The sequence below is a fragment of the Candidatus Puniceispirillum marinum IMCC1322 genome, from assembly GCF_000024465.1.
In the GTDB taxonomy this organism is placed as follows: Bacteria; Pseudomonadota; Alphaproteobacteria; order Puniceispirillales; family Puniceispirillaceae; genus Puniceispirillum; species Puniceispirillum marinum.
On the sequence record NC_014010.1, the window covers coordinates 1,954,891 to 1,970,530 of the forward strand.

General features: G+C 46.6%; 13 protein-coding genes. 12 read left to right on the top strand and 1 reads right to left on the bottom strand.

Annotation, left to right across the window (positions count from 1 at the left end; all coding sequences use genetic code 11):
• Window positions 1-109 precede the first annotated feature (109 nt).
• The 3 genes from SAR116_RS13915 (at window position 110) to SAR116_RS09115 (ending at window position 5,427) form a co-directional block, all read left to right on the top strand.
• Window positions 110-2,599 carry an FAD-dependent oxidoreductase gene (locus SAR116_RS13915; RefSeq protein ID WP_013046635.1) on the top strand — a complete coding sequence of 830 codons (2,490 nt, stop codon included), beginning with the start codon at window positions 110-112 and terminating at the stop codon, window positions 2,597-2,599.
• Between the two features lie 118 nt (window positions 2,600-2,717).
• Window positions 2,718-4,460, top strand: coding sequence for a glycosyltransferase family 4 protein (locus SAR116_RS09110; RefSeq protein ID WP_013046636.1), 1,743 nt, complete (start codon window positions 2,718-2,720; stop codon window positions 4,458-4,460).
• The gene (locus SAR116_RS09115; protein ID WP_013046637.1) at window positions 4,438-5,427 is read left to right on the top strand and encodes a glycosyltransferase; all 990 of its coding nucleotides are present in this window, start codon (window positions 4,438-4,440) and stop codon (window positions 5,425-5,427) included. The genes SAR116_RS09110 and SAR116_RS09115 overlap by 23 nt, the downstream gene beginning before the upstream one ends.
• Before the next feature lie 18 nt (window positions 5,428-5,445).
• Here the strand turns inward: SAR116_RS09115 and SAR116_RS09120 are convergent, their stop codons facing one another.
• The gene (locus SAR116_RS09120; protein ID WP_013046638.1) at window positions 5,446-6,348 is read right to left on the bottom strand and encodes a LysR family transcriptional regulator; all 903 of its coding nucleotides are present in this window, start codon (window positions 6,346-6,348) and stop codon (window positions 5,446-5,448) included.
• A gap of 379 nt (window positions 6,349-6,727) precedes the next feature.
• Here SAR116_RS09120 and torT point away from each other — a divergent pair, with 379 nt between their 5' ends.
• The 9 genes from torT to SAR116_RS09165 are packed head-to-tail and all read left to right on the top strand — an operon-like array spanning window position 6,728 to window position 15,338.
• Window positions 6,728-7,798, top strand: coding sequence for a TMAO reductase system periplasmic protein TorT (gene torT, locus SAR116_RS09125; protein WP_013046639.1), 1,071 nt, complete (start codon window positions 6,728-6,730; stop codon window positions 7,796-7,798).
• Window positions 7,799-7,840: 42 nt separating this feature from the next.
• Window positions 7,841-9,403: a sugar ABC transporter ATP-binding protein gene (locus SAR116_RS09130; protein WP_013046640.1), complete on the top strand. Its 1,563-nt coding sequence runs from the start codon at window positions 7,841-7,843 to the stop codon at window positions 9,401-9,403.
• Complete coding sequence (locus tag SAR116_RS09135; protein WP_013046641.1) at window positions 9,403-10,431, top strand: ABC transporter permease; 1,029 nt, start codon at window positions 9,403-9,405, stop codon at window positions 10,429-10,431. Before SAR116_RS09130 ends, SAR116_RS09135 begins: the two co-directional genes overlap by 1 nt.
• A 21-nt stretch (window positions 10,432-10,452) precedes the next feature.
• Complete coding sequence (locus SAR116_RS09140) at window positions 10,453-11,187, top strand: LamB/YcsF family protein (protein WP_013046642.1); 735 nt, start codon at window positions 10,453-10,455, stop codon at window positions 11,185-11,187.
• Window positions 11,188-11,218: 31 nt separating this feature from the next.
• Complete coding sequence (locus tag SAR116_RS09145; protein WP_013046643.1) at window positions 11,219-11,461, top strand: acetyl-CoA carboxylase; 243 nt, start codon at window positions 11,219-11,221, stop codon at window positions 11,459-11,461.
• Window positions 11,462-11,468: 7 nt separating this feature from the next.
• The gene (locus SAR116_RS09150; RefSeq protein WP_013046644.1) at window positions 11,469-12,884 is read left to right on the top strand and encodes an acetyl-CoA carboxylase biotin carboxylase subunit; all 1,416 of its coding nucleotides are present in this window, start codon (window positions 11,469-11,471) and stop codon (window positions 12,882-12,884) included.
• Complete coding sequence (locus SAR116_RS09155) at window positions 12,868-13,743, top strand: 5-oxoprolinase subunit B family protein (RefSeq protein ID WP_013046645.1); 876 nt, start codon at window positions 12,868-12,870, stop codon at window positions 13,741-13,743. The genes SAR116_RS09150 and SAR116_RS09155 overlap by 17 nt, the downstream gene beginning before the upstream one ends.
• Complete coding sequence (locus SAR116_RS09160; RefSeq protein WP_013046646.1) at window positions 13,733-14,713, top strand: 5-oxoprolinase subunit C family protein; 981 nt, start codon at window positions 13,733-13,735, stop codon at window positions 14,711-14,713. Before SAR116_RS09155 ends, SAR116_RS09160 begins: the two co-directional genes overlap by 11 nt.
• A gap of 25 nt (window positions 14,714-14,738) precedes the next feature.
• Window positions 14,739-15,338, top strand: coding sequence for a biotin transporter BioY (locus SAR116_RS09165; protein WP_013046647.1), 600 nt, complete (start codon window positions 14,739-14,741; stop codon window positions 15,336-15,338).
• Window positions 15,339-15,640 lie beyond the last annotated feature (302 nt).

A 15,640-nucleotide genomic window follows, 5' to 3' on the forward strand; every position in this document is an offset into this window, starting at 1 on the left:
TTTGTGTTTCCTCGTGCCATGCATTGCCCGAAAGGCTTAGTCGCGCGCCCAATTGTCATGACTATGTTGTGACATGGTTGGCGAGCAGAGTATGGATGGAGATTGAGACATGAAAAAGGATATTCATTCTGCAGTATCGGAACCGGTGGACGCTGAAGTTGAAAACCGAACATTTACGAGAAGGGAGTTTTTGGAAGGTTCTTCCGTCGCATTATCAGCAGTGATTCTTTCACAGGCGGGTTGGCTTGGTCAGGCCACAGACGCAAAAGCTCTTGAAAACATACTTTATGAAACGGAAGCCAGTCTGTATTTTAGGGATCGATTGCCAGACTATCAGACCCCTTTTACCAACAGTTCAGCATCACTGAGTTCATTATTTGACTGGAATTTCCCCGCTTTAATTAAGAGTGCGACCGGTGATGGTTTTTTTGGCACCGAAGGCATGCCAAGTAACTTTAGTAGCCATACCACGGTGCCAGAAAAGTATAATAATTTGCCGGTGGCAATTATTGGAGCTGGAGCTTCTGGATTGGTGGTGGGATATGAGCTAATGAAGCTTGGGTTAGAGCCACATTTTTATGAGATGCAAACGCAAACCAGTGCTACTGGGCAGATGTATTCGCGCCCAAATGGTCGTGCATATAGTTGGGATTTTGGTGGCAACGGTGTAAAGGCTGGCGCGGCAGCGGGCTGGTATACAAATGACACATTGACACCAAATTCTGTAAAACCCAGCTATAATAGAAACGTACATTCATACGGACGTCGCATAGCGGAATTGGGAGCAATGCGTTTTCCTGCAACGCACCTTACGCTTAGAACATATACCGACACTATTTTTGCCAGTGATTATTATTATGGGGACTCTGGTATCAGTGGTTCATGGGTGCCATTTAGAGATCCCGGTCTTTATCACGGCACAAACCCACCCATGACAGATCGAGGCGGTGTTACAAGACCAGGAGGAAACGATACAATTATATTCGACACCGCGTATTACACGAAGGGTATATTTAAAAATAGAAAGAGTGCAAATCCACCCCATCCAGGAGGGTATTCAGAATTTGATCGAGTTAGAAGCGGTACGACCTTGGCAAATTCAAATGCTGCGGTCTTGAATCTTTCTCAAAAATATTTTGATTTACTTTTTGGAGACCTAGATCCGTCTAAACCTTATCAGGGTGTGCTGACTACAATCTTACAATTATATTCTGAATACACCAAAGACCAGAGTCCAGCCAACGCGAAAGCAATAGCGGATGAATGGACAAGGCTTATCGATACATATGATAGCAAATCTTTAGGAGAAGTCCTTCAGGAGGCAGGATGGGATTCGTTGCCAGCATATGAAGATGAATGGGGAGATTTGAATCTGTCATTAGCGGAAATGTTTGGTGAAATCGGAACAGGCACAGGCCCGTTTGCGATGTTCTATTACTCCAGCTTCATGGAACTCCTGAGGATTGCACTTCAGGCTGCTGACTCCAATCAGGACTATTTCAGAGGTGGTGTTGCCTACATGCTACAGCCCTTCCTTACTAATTTCACAAAAACCAAATTAAGTGGTGGGGCACTAACATGTCTCTGGAATGAAACAAAAGGTAGCGTGGTTGTCGATAAGGTGGTTTCAGTTAAAAAGCAGGCAACAGGTGGCGTGTTAATTACAACCCAGGATTCAAGCGGTGTAACAACGGACCGCTCATATGCCGCGGCTGTTGTTACGGCAAGTCCTGCAGCAATACGCGCCATGGATATGTTTCCCGAGCCAGATCAATTTTTGCCCTCGCGCACCGTTTCATATTTCAAACGCATAAGAATAAACAACAACAGCAAGATAGCGATAAATTTCCCAAATATAAAAGGCGAGTCAAGTAGTGCGGCTTTTTGGATGCGTAGAATAGACGATAATGATACCAACCCTAATAATGATCTGATTGTTACCACACTGACTGACAAGACTATCCGGCAGATTTACACCTTTGACAATTATCATTGGGCAACCAGTTACAATGACACCACCATTGGTGATCTAAGCAAATCAGGCACATTAATGTTGAATTATGGCTGGGATTACAACGCCCAATCATGGACAGCATCCGATACAGACACTGCCGTTCGGAAGGCGTGGAACCAGATGAAGTCAATTTATGGTTTTGGCACCCAATATGATAATTACCTAAACTGGGCGATCGAAAACGAACAAACAGCTTTTGTCGTTTGGGAAAAGATTGATGGGTTCAACGCTGCGTGGCGCATGGCTCAACCAGGTCGTGGGACAGCTTATGGGGATTTAAAGGGTAAAACCTATGCACGTCTTTCCGAATTACAAACGGCACAGATTTTTGGGATGACAAGTTATAACCCTGAGACGTCACAATATACAGGGCTCTTTATCGCGGGTGAGGCTACAGCATCACCTGGATTAAGTGGCTGGATCGAAGGTTCGCTTCAAACCGGCCTTCAGGCTGTGGCAGGCATTGTTAAATATCTTAATGAAGCCAACCCATCTGTGCTGGCGCCTAAAAAGCCAGTAACAGGCAAAAACTTTGCGTTGCAAGCTCATCCAGGCATAACCCCTGTGTCTAGGGAAAATGCTTAGGCCTTACTTGACATGAGTTGGCAGTTAAGCCCCCTGTTTGCTTTTAGGAAAAATCAAACAGGGGTGCACTTTAGGCTAGAGCGCAACATGGCATTCGCTAGGCTGGATTTATAAAGTCATGCTTTTACAACACAGGCGATTTGTAAATCCACCGCCTAAACCTCTATTTGCGCTTTCCTACGATCAAGACAGCTTCGCTCATGATGGAGTGCCGATTGTCGGCAGGCGTTCAGCTGGGACAAGTTTATTAGATGCCTTGTACCGTTATCTTCCAGAAGGTGGCTTTGCTGCAATTCCCTCTGATTTAGCGAGTCTGAATGACTTTTTCAGGGATGCTGATAAAAGGGGTACGTTCGGTGCTACTGTACCTATTCTTGATCCAAACCGGATAGAACATTTAAAGGCGGCAGGCTCAGTATTTTCACCTATTCCCAATATCGATAGGCTGGCCATGCTGCGACGCTCAGAAAGCGAGACGGCCTTTTCTGTCATTGGTTTGACGCATACGCTTTCCACTGACAGAATCTATGGTTTGTTGCTCAATCTTTTGCTGGCACCCTTGCATCCTTGGGATGCGCTGATTTGCACGTCCTTTGCGGCTAAGGCGGCGGTTAAAAACATTCTGAAATCTCATTCTGCTTATCTTGAAACTCGCGGTTTCAAGGTGCCTGAAATACCGTTCCAAATGCCCGTGATTCCACTTGGTATTCATTGTGACCAATTTGAACGGACATGGCCGCGCCAGAATGCCGCTAGGCAATGGCGAGCGCAGAAAGGTATTAACAATAGCGATATTGTTTTTCTCAATTTTGGTCGCATTGATCCGTTTACAAAAAGCCACCCTCTCCCATTGCTTTTGGCTATGGATACTGCTCAGAAACGCATTGGAGACTTTCCAAAGCTGCATTTGCTGTTTGTAGGCGCTCCATCTGATCAGGAGGTGGAAGCGAAGGTTAGCAAGCTTGTTGATGAGCTCACCCCATCATGTATTGTTCATTTCATAGATGGTAAAAATGCCGATATTACAGATTTTATATGGTCTGCGGCTGATGTGTTTATTTCTCTGTCCGACAATGTCCAAGAGAGTTTTGGGCTTACACCGCTTGAGGCAATGGCCGCATCATTACCCTGTATTGTGAGTGATTGGAGCGGTTATCGAGATACAGTAATTAATCAAAAAACAGGGTTTTTGATTCCATCTATAATCCCATCTGACTCTTCCAATCTAGGGCAATATTTTGGTGATTCTTACTTTGAGGGCCAAGCTGATTATTTAGACTATGTGGGCGGGTTGTCACAGTTAACGTCCATTGATGTTTTTGAATGCGCAAACCGTATTGAATCTTTGGCGAAATCTGCAACGGAACGTCAAAGAATGGGACAAAACGGACTTCAAAATGTAACTAAAAATTATGATTGGGGTGTGGTGCTTCCAAAATATCTGGCACTGTTTTCCGAATTGACAAATCTTCGTCAAAACGCAATCTGCAAAGATATGCCTTCAAGAGGATGTATCCACCCTTTCAATCCTGATCCATTTATGGCTTTTCAAAGTTTTGCCAGTGAAACAGCTACTGCTGATAGCTATGTTTGTGTAGCTGATCCGACACAGGTCACAGTTGAGTGGCTCAAATCATGTTCTTTGACAAATTTTGCTGAAGACGTTCTTTTTGAGGATCTAGACACGATGTTATCACTCATCACATCATACAAGACCCCGCAAATAAGCGACATTTGCAGACAGCTTCCCGATGCCAGCCCCGAGTCTGTAATAGCAAGTTGCCTATGGCTTGCGAAATATGGTGTCGTGCGCTTGTCCAACAGTAAGAGGTCAGTGGATGATTCCTTCAATTCTATATAAGTGCGGTAATCATCGATCTTTTATTGATGCAGGTAAGGCAAACATCAAAGCCCTTGAAACGTCAGGAGTGAAAATAGTTCCTTGTTTTGATCAGGCGGATTTGGTGATCCTTCATGACATGCCAATATTTTTTCCACGCCATTTTATGTTGAACCCAAAAATCACAGAAAAATATATAATCGCATATAGCGTATGGGAAACTGACTGCCTTCCAGATGCTTTCAAGCATAATTTGCGTTTTGTTGATGAAATTTGGACGCCCTCAACATACTGCAAAGCAGTATTTGGTGACCATCATGACAATGTCCATGTGATGCCACATGTAACCGATATACCCCCTCTTAATGAGAAAGCGCTGGATATACTAAAAGACATGATCGACTTTAAGGAAGATGAATTTTATTTCTACACGATCGCAGATGCAACAGCCCGACGTAAGAATTTGCCGATAGCTCTTAGAATGTTCCCACAATTATTAAGAGGACGAAACGCTCGTTATATTCTGAAGACTGATGTGCTGCCACCGCATGGCTGGGAACCTGGAACCGATCAGATCACAATTTTGCCCTCTTCGTTATCAACCGAAATAATACATGCCCTACACCATATCGGACATTGTTATGTTAGCCCTCATGCCAGTGAAGGGTGGGGGCTTTGCCTTTCTGACGCAATGGCGCATGGTAATCTGGTTGTTGCAACAGATTATGGCGGTAATACGGATTTTATGAATAGTCGTAATTCGCTTCCTGTGAACTTCCAGATAGCTCCAGCGCATATGAACACACCTTTTCCATCTTCTGGAAACTGGGCGTCAATTGATCGACAGCACCTTATGGACTGTTTAATGCATGCTATTGATGACTGGGATGCCTTGAAACCATTGCGTGACCGTGCTGCATTGGACAGTCAGCAATTTGATGTCAGCACTATCGGGCAACAGATGGTGAATCGCATAAAGCAGATATAATCACCGATAAATTCAAGTTTATTCCGCGCCCATAGATAAATGCATGAAATCTATCAGGGCCTTGGTGACGTCGCTATGCGTGGCGTTGGTGCGCCATGTGACACCCACATCCATAGTCGGAATGGTTTCGTCAACATCGATAACATCTACCCGGCGCCCTTCCAAAGACCAGGGGCGATACACCATATCGGATAAAATGGCGACACCCATATCATTTGCGACCATGCTTCTGACAGCCTCGACTGACGATGTTCGAAATACTGTGTTTGGTTTGAAGGGGGTTTTATTCCAATAGCGCTGCGTGGTGTTACTGGCTTCATCGACGGTGAGCATGATATAGGGTTCGGTAGAAATATCCTGCAAAGTCACGGCGGCTTGTTTGGTGAATTTATGGTTGGAACTAACCCAGAGACGCCGCCGAGATTGAATCAATGTGGTTTGTGACAAGTCTTCATGATTGATAATATTTGATGTAAGCATCACGGCAAGATCAAAACCGCCAGTCACAAGCCCTTCTTCGATCTCCGTCCGGTTTGCTTCGGTCATATGAATTTTGATATTCGGAAAGGTGCGCATAAACCGTGCCATCAGTTTTGGTAAAAAATAGCCAATTACGGTGAAAGAGACAGCCAGGTTAACCGTACCAGACAAATCCTCCTTTATACGCCGGGGAATCCGTACCGCCTCATCTACTGATTCCATGATATGAACAGCGTGATTCAAGAATAAGCTGCCCTCATAAGTCAAGGCCATGCCCGCCGCATGCCTTTCAAATAAAGGCGTCCCAACCATCTCCTCAAGTGACTTGATGGCTGTGGTAATAACGGATTGTGAAATATTGATATCCATCGCGGCTCTTGATATCTGTCCGGCATTTGCCGCCGCGATAAAGTACCGAATTTGCCGTAACGTTGGCTCCATCTGTTTTTCCGATATTATTTATAGATTATTAAAATTAATAAATAATTAGCATTTGTGCCTAGGTGGCACTATAGCCCAAGTCTATTAAAAATTTTCAAGCAAATAACTCAAAAAATTGAATAACACAGGCTTAGCCCATATTCCAGAAATCATGTTGTTCACTTTTGATAACTATATGCTTTCTGTTTTTCCAAAAAATTATACTACAAATTCGTATTTGAAAAAAGCGATACGTAATCTTAGCCTTTTTATAGTGAACTGGCTTAAAGAATAAGAGGTTAGAGGACAGACGCGTTCATAAACCAAACGGGTGAAGGATTAAGATTAAACAAAGTCGGTTCATTTGAAAATTCAGCATATCAGCAAAAGGGAGTTGAAAATGAAAAAGACAATGTTCGGCTTGATGGCATCATGCGCAGTCTTGATTGGTGCTACAGCCCTTGCCGATACCAAATGGTTTCCCTATCCTGTACAAGTCTGGAAACCAGCTTTTAATATGGATAGCCCGCGGACAGATTTGGATTATGTGGCGCTATCAAAAGCAGCCACAGCGCATGAATTATGCGTATCCTTTCCCCACATGAAAGACGCCTATTGGTTGGGTGTGAATTACGGTGTTACGGAAGAGGCCAAACGGCTTGGCGTGAAAATGCAAGTTGTTGAGGCTGGCGGTTATACCGAACTTAACAATCAGATTTCGCAAATTGAAGATTGCGTTGCCGCAGGTGCCGATGCGGTCATCATCGGTGCGATTTCCTTTGATGGGATGAATAATCTTGTAAAGGAGATCAGCAAAAAGGGTATTCCGGTCATTGATGTAATCAATGGCATGTCAGCCCCGGAGTTGACGGCAAAATCTTTGGTATCTTTTGGTGAAATGGGCGCTAAGACGGGTGCTTATCTTGCCGAGCTTCATCCGGCGGGTACAGCAACGGTTGAGGTTGCCTGGTTCCCAGGTCCGGCAGGCGCTGGCTGGGTAGAGGCCGGTAATAGCGGATTTGCCGATGCCATTAAAGGCAGTGCGATCAATCTGGTTGCCACAAAATATGGAGATACAGGCAAAGAAGCACAGGCAAAGCTTGTCGAGGATACTTTGGCTGCTTTTCCTGACTTAGACTATATCGTTGGCACAGCTGTGACAGCCGAAGCGGCCATACCCATTCTCAGATCTCAGGGCCTTGCCGATGATATTAAGATAGCCGCCTATTATTTCACACCAGGTGTATATCAGGGTATCAAGCGTCGGCAGATACTCGCGGCGCCGACTGACTCGACGGTTATTCAGGGGCGTATTGCCGTGGATATAGCTGTACGCGCACTTGAAGGACGGTCTTTTGAAAAGCATGTCGGGCCAGAACTATATGTTGTCAGTCAGGACAATATAAAGAGTTTTGATCCTACCTCCACATTGGCACCCGCAGGCTTTAAGCCCATATTCCGCGTGGATTGATCGGGCGCTATGTGTGCTGTAACTCGAAACAGTGATGCGGAAATGTCAGTAGATCAACATGATGACCAGAAGCAGCCGTTGGATGGTGATTCTGGTCATCCCCATCATTTAATTTCAACAACTGGCCTCAGCAAGGACTATCAGGGCATCCGGGCATTGGATCGGGTGGACTTCAATCTGCAGGCAGGTGAGGTTCATGTTTTATTTGGTGAAAATGGCGCTGGCAAATCAACGATGATCTCGATGCTTGCCGGTGCGATAAAACCAACCGCCGGCACTATTCTATTTAAGGGACAGCAGGTATCGCTGACCAATGTGCATCATGCCCATGCGCTTGGTATCAGAACCGTCTTTCAAGAATTTTCGCTAGTGCCACAGATGAGTGTGGCAGAAAATATATTTCTGGGATCAGCGCCCTCGTCCAGAGGGTTCCTGCAAAGAAGGACATTGAAGAAAAAGGCACAAGAGGTTTTGGATGGCCTCAATTTCACTCTTGATCCAGATATGCTTGTCGATGGTTTGACCCGCGCTGAACAGCAGATGGTTGAGATTGCAAAAGCGTTTCGTTCTGATTTATCGGTGCTCATCCTTGATGAACCGACAGCGTCGCTTACCGATATTGAAACAAAACAACTTTTCAAACTTATTGCGCATCTGAAATCACAGAATGTGGGGATCATTTATATCACCCACCGCCTAGCCGAAATTCAGCAGATAGGTGATCGCATCACGGTTCTGCGTGATGGCAAATCAATCAAGACGATTGCGGCAAAAGATGCCACAGAAGATTTGCTGATTGGATTGATGTCAGGCAGGAAAGCCGGCAGCGTATTTCCCAAAATAAAATCCAAACCAGGCGAAACCGTGCTGCAGGTCAAAAACCTTATTACGGTTGGCGGTCAGGTAAATAATGTATCGCTACATGTGCGTCGCGGCGAAATTATCGGGCTTGCTGGTCTGGTGGGGTCCGGAAAATCAAAATTTGGCCAGGCATGTTTTGGTGCATTACGGATTAGCTCGGGTGAAATAACGCTTAAAGGCGAGATAATCCAGCAGCCAAAGATTGGTAATATGCTGGCGCGTGGCTTTTTATATGTTCCCTCCGACCGACGACAGGATGGTCTGTTTATGATGCGGCCAGCGCGTGAAAACATATCCATCCCATCACTTGAACGTGCGCCATTTTCAAAACTTAAAGGCTACTTTCTTAACCACAAAGGTGAGTCAGACGAAGTTTCAGAACTTATCAAGCGGCTTACCGTCTCGCCACCGGAACCTGAAAGGTTGGCGGCATATTTTTCAGGTGGAAACCAACAGAAATTAATGTTGATCCGAAGCCTAACACGTCAATTTGACCTTATTATTTTTGATGAGCCAACTGTGGGCGTCGATGTGAGCACGCGGGCAATTATATATGAATTTATCGCCGAGCTGTGCGCCAATGGCGTTGCCATTGTTCTGATTTCTTCAGACCTTCCCGAAATCCTCAATCTTTCAAGCCGTGTCTATGTGTTCAGCAAAGGTCAGGTGCGCGCGGAGCTTCGTGGTAGCACCATCAATGAAACAAATGTCCTGTCTCACTTTTTTGATCGCGAGGTTGCATGATGCCAAACCTTATCATCTGGAAAAATAATTTTATAAAGATGTTAATTGCCATTTCAACGCGGCTTTTCATACGTATTGGCATATTGCCATTCCTGTTGATGGTCGCGGTGATCGTATTCACCTTAATGTCGGATAATTTTCTGACTGGTAAAAACCTCATGAATGTTCTGCGTCAGTCAGTTTATCTGACCATTGTTTCTATGGGGCAGATGCTGGCTTTGCTAACAGGCGGCTTCGATCTTTCTGTTGGTACCGTTCTGGCACTGACGTCGGTTATCGGCGCCTTGACCATGACCACAATCTATATGGCCAGTCCGGACGCGGTTTTTCTGGCCATTACGCTTGGCTGCTTGGCAGGTATTTTGGCGGGAACATTGATTGGTGTGATCAATGGGATCGGGGTGGCTTTCTTTGGCGTTTCGCCTTTTATGATGTCCCTTGGCATGGCGTCAGTTGGCTTTGGTATTGCTCTTTATCTAACCGGTGGTGTCCCGGTTTACGGTATGCCGCAGGCATTTGGGGACATTATTGGGTTCGGCGTTTTTCTGGGTATTCCGACGCCGGTATATGTGACGATTCTGATCGCTATCTTGCTGTATATATTTTTATACAGAACGACATTTGGCCGGTATCTTTATGCGGTTGGCGGCAATCTAAAGGCGGCGCGGCTATCCGGCATAAGTACCCGTGCGGTGCTATTCACAACCTATACGCTGTGTGCTGCTCTTGCGGCGCTGTCTGGGATGTTGCTGACCGCACGCCTTGATACGGGCGAAGCTAATATTGGTGCATCTATGCCACTTCAGTCGATTGCGGCATGCGTCATTGCCGGCGTGAGCCTGCGCGGTGGCGTGGGGCGTCTGGAAAGCGTGATCCTTGGTGCATTGTTCATCGGCCTTGTGCAGAACGGCATGAATCTCGCGCGGATTGAATCATATCTTCAAACGGTAGTGCTTGGCGCGTTGTTAATTCTAGCGGTGATCGCAGACCAGCTACGGCTGCGCTATTTAGCTTCGGCAAAACACTAACTGACAAGAGGGAGAGGGCGCATGACTATAGATATCAATTGTGACATGGGCGAAAGCTTTGGCATTTACAAAATGGGCAATGATGAAGCGCTTATGCCCTTTATAACCGAAGCCAATGTAGCGTGTGGGTTTCATGCGTCTGATCCCAACCATATGCGTACCACTGTGACTTTGGCCAAACAGCATAATGTCAAGATAGGCGCCCATTTTTCACTTCCAGATCTGGCGGGATTTGGCCGCCGCGAAATGGTGATCGAACGGGATGAACTGGCCAATATAATCATCTATCAAATTGGCGCGCTTAAAGAATTTCTAAAGATTCTTAATGTGTCGCTTTGCCATCTGAAACCACATGGATCATTATATGGCATGGCAGCGCGATATGAGCATGTGGCGCATGCAGTTTGCGATGCGACAGAACATCTTCAACTGCCCGTTTTTGGGTTGGCTGGCACCCTTCATGAGCAGGTCTATGAAGCCCGCGGCATAATGTTCAAAGCCGAGTTCTTTGCCGATCTTGATTATGATGATGACGGCAAATTGTTAATCACCCGCGAGCATCCCCGGCTCGATCCTGTGAAGGTTGCCGATAAGGCACTTCGCGCCGTGACGGATGGTATCGTTGTTAGCGCTTCGGGTAAGAAAAACAAGGTACGAGCTGATACGATTTGTATCCATTCTGACACGCCCAATGCGCTGGAAATTGTCAAGGCGGTGAATGCGTCCCTGTCTGGCTACATGCAAGCGTCTAACTAAACCCAACCTGCATATTTAAAAGGAGTAAGACATGGCAGCATCAAAAATTCAATCTCCACTTCCCGGCATATTCTATCGTCGGCCAGCACCGGATCAGCCAAATTTCAAAGAGGTTGGCGATAAAATAGAGGCTGGTGATGTCATTGGCCTTGTCGAGGTTATGAAAACCTATACCCAAATTCAGTCCGATGTGAACGGCGTTATCACCGCATTTCTGGTTGATAATGAAACGTCAGTTACACCGGGGCAGGTGCTAGCCGAAATAAAAACATGAGCCAACCATGAAAATCAAAAAGCTCTTTATTGCTAATAGAGGTGAAATAGCGGTTCGCATAATTCGTGCCGCCAGAGATTTGGGCATTGAAACCGTGCAGGCGTTTAGCACGGCTGATGCCACGGCGCTTGCTGTTGAACTGGCCGACCATGCTGTTGAAATAGGGCCAGCTCCGGCGGCACAATCCTATCTATCGGGTGACGCCATAATCGCTGCTGCCAAGAAAGCCGATGCAGATGCCATTCATCCCGGCTATGGATTTTTGTCGGAGAATGCCGATTTTGCCGATGCGGTGACAGAAGCCGGATTGATTTTTATTGGCCCAAGCGGTGATACGATCCGTCTTATGGGTGATAAAGCCATGGCGCGGCAAAAGGCCGCCGAAGCAGGTGTTCCGACCATTCCGGGAAGCGATGGCGTGTTGGATAATCTGGATGAGGCCGCGGATATGGCTGAGGCCATAGGGTTTCCGGTGATGATAAAGGCCGCCGCAGGAGGTGGTGGCCGCGGCATCCGGATAGCCGAAAACGCAGAGGATTTCGTGAAGATTGCTGCAGAGGCGACAAGTGAAGCCAAAGCTGCGTTTGGGGATGGGCGGCTCTATGTTGAGAAGCTAATAAGCAACGCTCGTCATGTCGAAGTGCAAATATTGGGCGACGGGCAGCGATTTGTACATTGTTTTGAGAGAGAATGTTCATTACAACGCCGCCGACAGAAATTATGGGAAGAGGCCCCCTGTCTGGCATTATCGGATGATATGCGTGATAGGCTGTGTAATTCAGCGGTTAAATTGGCTCAGGCGGTTGGGTATAAAGGCGCTGGAACAATAGAATTTTTATATGACGACGTATCGCGCACATATTACTTCATCGAAATGAACACACGAATACAGGTTGAACATCCAGTTACCGAAGCGATAACGGGAATTGATCTGGTAGCCGAGATGATCAGGATCGCCAGCGATGAGCCACTTGCCATCACACAAAATGACATCAGCGTAAACGGGCATGCCATTGAAGTGCGCATTAATGCCGAAGATCCCGAAAATAATTTTTTGCCATTTCCCGGCATTATTGATGACCTGAGAGTGCCGGGTGGCATAGGGATCCGTTTTGATCACATGTTATTTAATGAATACCAAATTCCACCCTTCTACGACTCACTTCTGGGCAAGTTGATTGCGTATGGGCAAAATCGCGAGATCGCCATCAAGCGCTTACGACGTGCGCTTGCCGAATTGCGCCTTGGTAAAAATCTCAAGACCACAAGTACTCTTTTGCATCGCTTATCGCATGATCCAGATGTCCTGTCAGGCGCGGTTCATGTCAACTGGCTCGAACCCTGGATCAAGGCAAATTTTACAAGGAAGAATAACGAAACGACAGAAACAACAGGAGGATACAAGCATGACCAGCCGATATAGTTTTGGTGCGGACGAACATGTTTTTGTAGAAATCAGTGAAGACATGTCTCTTGATTCATTCTTTAAATCACTATTTATCACCAACACGGTTCGCGAATCGAACATTGATGGTGTCACTGAAATATGTCCTGCCAATGCGTCATTTCAGATAAAGTTTAATCCTGATGTGATCCATCCAGATGATCTGTTGCTAGAGCTCAAGCGCATAGAGGAAACAGCTGAATTGGCAGATCCAGTTTTAAGCACACGAATCATAGAAATACCGGTTTTTTATCAAGACCCCTGGACGCATGAAACGCTGATGCGATTCAGGGAACGTCATCAAGACCCCAATGCAACAGATATCGAATATGCTGCACGGATTAACGGGTTCGACACGGTTCAGGCCTTCATCGAGGCACATTCGGCAGCGCCATGGTTTGTATCCATGGTCGGGTTTGTATCAGGACTGCCATTTCTGTATCAGATGGTTGATCGTGACAGGCAAATTCAGGTACCAAAATATCTGCGCCCCCGCACAGATACACCAAAGCTGACGGTTGGGTATGGTGGCTGTTTTTCCTGCATATATTCGGTGCGAGGGGCTGGCGGCTATCAGATGTTTGGCGTGACACCTATGCCTATTTATGATCCTGAACAGAACATCAGCTATCTGAAAGATTTCATGGTGTTTTTCAAACCGGGCGACATCGTCAAATGGAAACCCATAAATCGTGAGCAATATGATCAGTGCCTTGCCGATGTAGAGGCGGGAACCTTTGAACCGCGCATCCGGGAGGTTTTCTTTTCTTTAGACGAATTCAACAAGGATATTGATGCGACAAACACAAAACTGATGGAGGCGCTTTATGTCAGCTAACATTTTATCTGCCGGCTTTGCGACAACAATTCAGGATATGGGACGTCCTGGATATTATCATCTTGGCATCCCAATGGGCGGTGCGATGGATCGCTTTGCCCTGCGTTGCGCCAATCTTCTTGTAGGCAATAGTGAAGATGCGGCTGGTTTGGAATGCGTGTTCACAGGACCTGAAATTGAATTTACCTCGGATACGGTGATTGCTGTCACGGGTGCAAATTTGCCACCAAAGCGTGATGGAAAAGTGATGAAAACATGGACGGCGATTCCATTTAAAGCGGGACAAATACTGTCGTTTGATTTTCTTAAGGCAGGTGCCCGCGCTTATGTGGCAATCGCCGGTGGTATCGATACGCCACCCATTCTGGATAGCCGGTCAACATATGGCATAGGCGCATTAGGTGGTATCGAGGGGCGCGCTGTCCAGACTGGCGACGCCTTACCCATCGGCACCGCAACATTGCCAGTGCATTTGGATACACGATCAATTCCTGCAACGATGCGACGGTCTGTAAAAACACCAACAGCACTTCGCGTGGTGCCAGGGTTATATTGGCATCGGCTGACCAATGAATCGGGTGACCAGTTTTTTCAAGACCGGTGGAAAGTGGCTTCGGAAGCGGATCGCATGGGCTATCGGTTTGGTGGCGGATCGCCTCTGACCTTTGTCGAGCGCGAGCCTCCCTTTGGGGCAGGTTCAGAACCATCGAACATTACCGACGCCTGCTATCCCTACGGGTCGATACAGGTGCCAGGTGGCACCGAGCCCATTATCCTGCATCGCGATGCTGTATCAGGTGGTGGATACTGCATGGTGGGCACTGTCATATCGGCTGATATGGATCTTATTGGTCAGCTTGTTCCAGGTGATGAGGTGAATTTTGTGAAGGTAAACATGCATACGGCGCTCAAAGCACGACGGAGCCGAGCGGAGATGCTGGATACGGTTCGTCGTCATCTTAATGGATAAAGATCAAACAGAGGAGACATATAAAATGGTTGCGAATGTTACATCATATCCCACACTTTTTGAGGCAATATGGCCTAAAACCAACTCATGGGGCGCAAAAGTCACCGTGGCGTTAGTTGGTAGTTTGGCACTATGGATGTCTGCCAAAATTCAGGTACCCTTTTATCCTGTTCCGCTGACGTTGCAAACAATGCTGGTACTTGCTCTTGGAGCGGCATTGGGGTGGCGGCTGGCCGGATTGACGATTTGTTTCTATCTTCTCGAAGGTGCCGTTGGATTACCCGTTTTTGCAGGCACACCTGAACGGGGCATTGGTCTGTTATATATGGCAGGACCAACAGGCGGGTTTCTGATCGGGTTTCTAGCAGCAGCGATGATGGTGGGGTATCTCGCACAAAGAGGATGGGATCGTCATATTCTGTCAATGACATTGGCGATGCTGATCGGAAATATAATCATTTACGGGTTTGGTCTGATATGGCTAGGCAACAGCCTTGGCTGGGACAAGCCAATTCTGGCATGGGGGTTTTATCCCTTCATCATTGGCGATTGTGCAAAAATTGTCATTGCGGCTATTGGCCTTCCTCTTATATGGCGCATGATGGGCCGGACATATTCACGGTGATTATGCTACTAACAGATATGCGTCATCAGATGCGATGATGCCGCATAGTGGTTTGCCTTTGGATGGCTGTCTTACAGCGTATGACCGGCGTCATAATCATGTCATATGTCAGTCACAGCGCATATGAAACGCATATGGGTTATGTGATACGGGTTTGCATCAAAAGCAAAGCCAGAAATCAATAAAGGGTCAGGTCATCGAAAAGCCTGAATCCTTGTTGCCTTTACCGGGCTTTCGCATGGATTCCGTGCCGTCTCCCAGTAGTGGGGGGTATAAATATCAAGCCGGATACGTCATTTTCA

Bases quoted from the DNA above. Each gene is read 5' to 3' on its own strand.
- SAR116_RS09165 (WP_013046647.1), top strand. From the start codon at position 14,739: ATGGTTGCGAATGTTACATCATATCCCACACTTTTTGAGGCAATATGG.
- SAR116_RS09160 (WP_013046646.1), top strand. From the start codon at position 13,733: ATGTCAGCTAACATTTTATCTGCCGGCTTTGCGACAACAATTCAGGAT.
- SAR116_RS13915 (WP_013046635.1), top strand. From the start codon at position 110: ATGAAAAAGGATATTCATTCTGCAGTATCGGAACCGGTGGACGCTGAA.
- SAR116_RS09145 (WP_013046643.1), top strand. From the start codon at position 11,219: ATGGCAGCATCAAAAATTCAATCTCCACTTCCCGGCATATTCTATCGT.
- SAR116_RS09150 (WP_013046644.1), top strand. From the start codon at position 11,469: ATGAAAATCAAAAAGCTCTTTATTGCTAATAGAGGTGAAATAGCGGTT.
- torT (WP_013046639.1), top strand. From the start codon at position 6,728: ATGAAAAAGACAATGTTCGGCTTGATGGCATCATGCGCAGTCTTGATT.
- SAR116_RS09130 (WP_013046640.1), top strand. From the start codon at position 7,841: ATGTCAGTAGATCAACATGATGACCAGAAGCAGCCGTTGGATGGTGAT.
- SAR116_RS09120 (WP_013046638.1), bottom strand. From the start codon at position 6,348: ATGGAGCCAACGTTACGGCAAATTCGGTACTTTATCGCGGCGGCAAAT.
- SAR116_RS09135 (WP_013046641.1), top strand. From the start codon at position 9,403: ATGCCAAACCTTATCATCTGGAAAAATAATTTTATAAAGATGTTAATT.
- SAR116_RS09140 (WP_013046642.1), top strand. From the start codon at position 10,453: ATGACTATAGATATCAATTGTGACATGGGCGAAAGCTTTGGCATTTAC.
- SAR116_RS09115 (WP_013046637.1), top strand. From the start codon at position 4,438: ATGATTCCTTCAATTCTATATAAGTGCGGTAATCATCGATCTTTTATT.
- SAR116_RS09155 (WP_013046645.1), top strand. From the start codon at position 12,868: ATGACCAGCCGATATAGTTTTGGTGCGGACGAACATGTTTTTGTAGAA.
- SAR116_RS09110 (WP_013046636.1), top strand. From the start codon at position 2,718: ATGCTTTTACAACACAGGCGATTTGTAAATCCACCGCCTAAACCTCTA.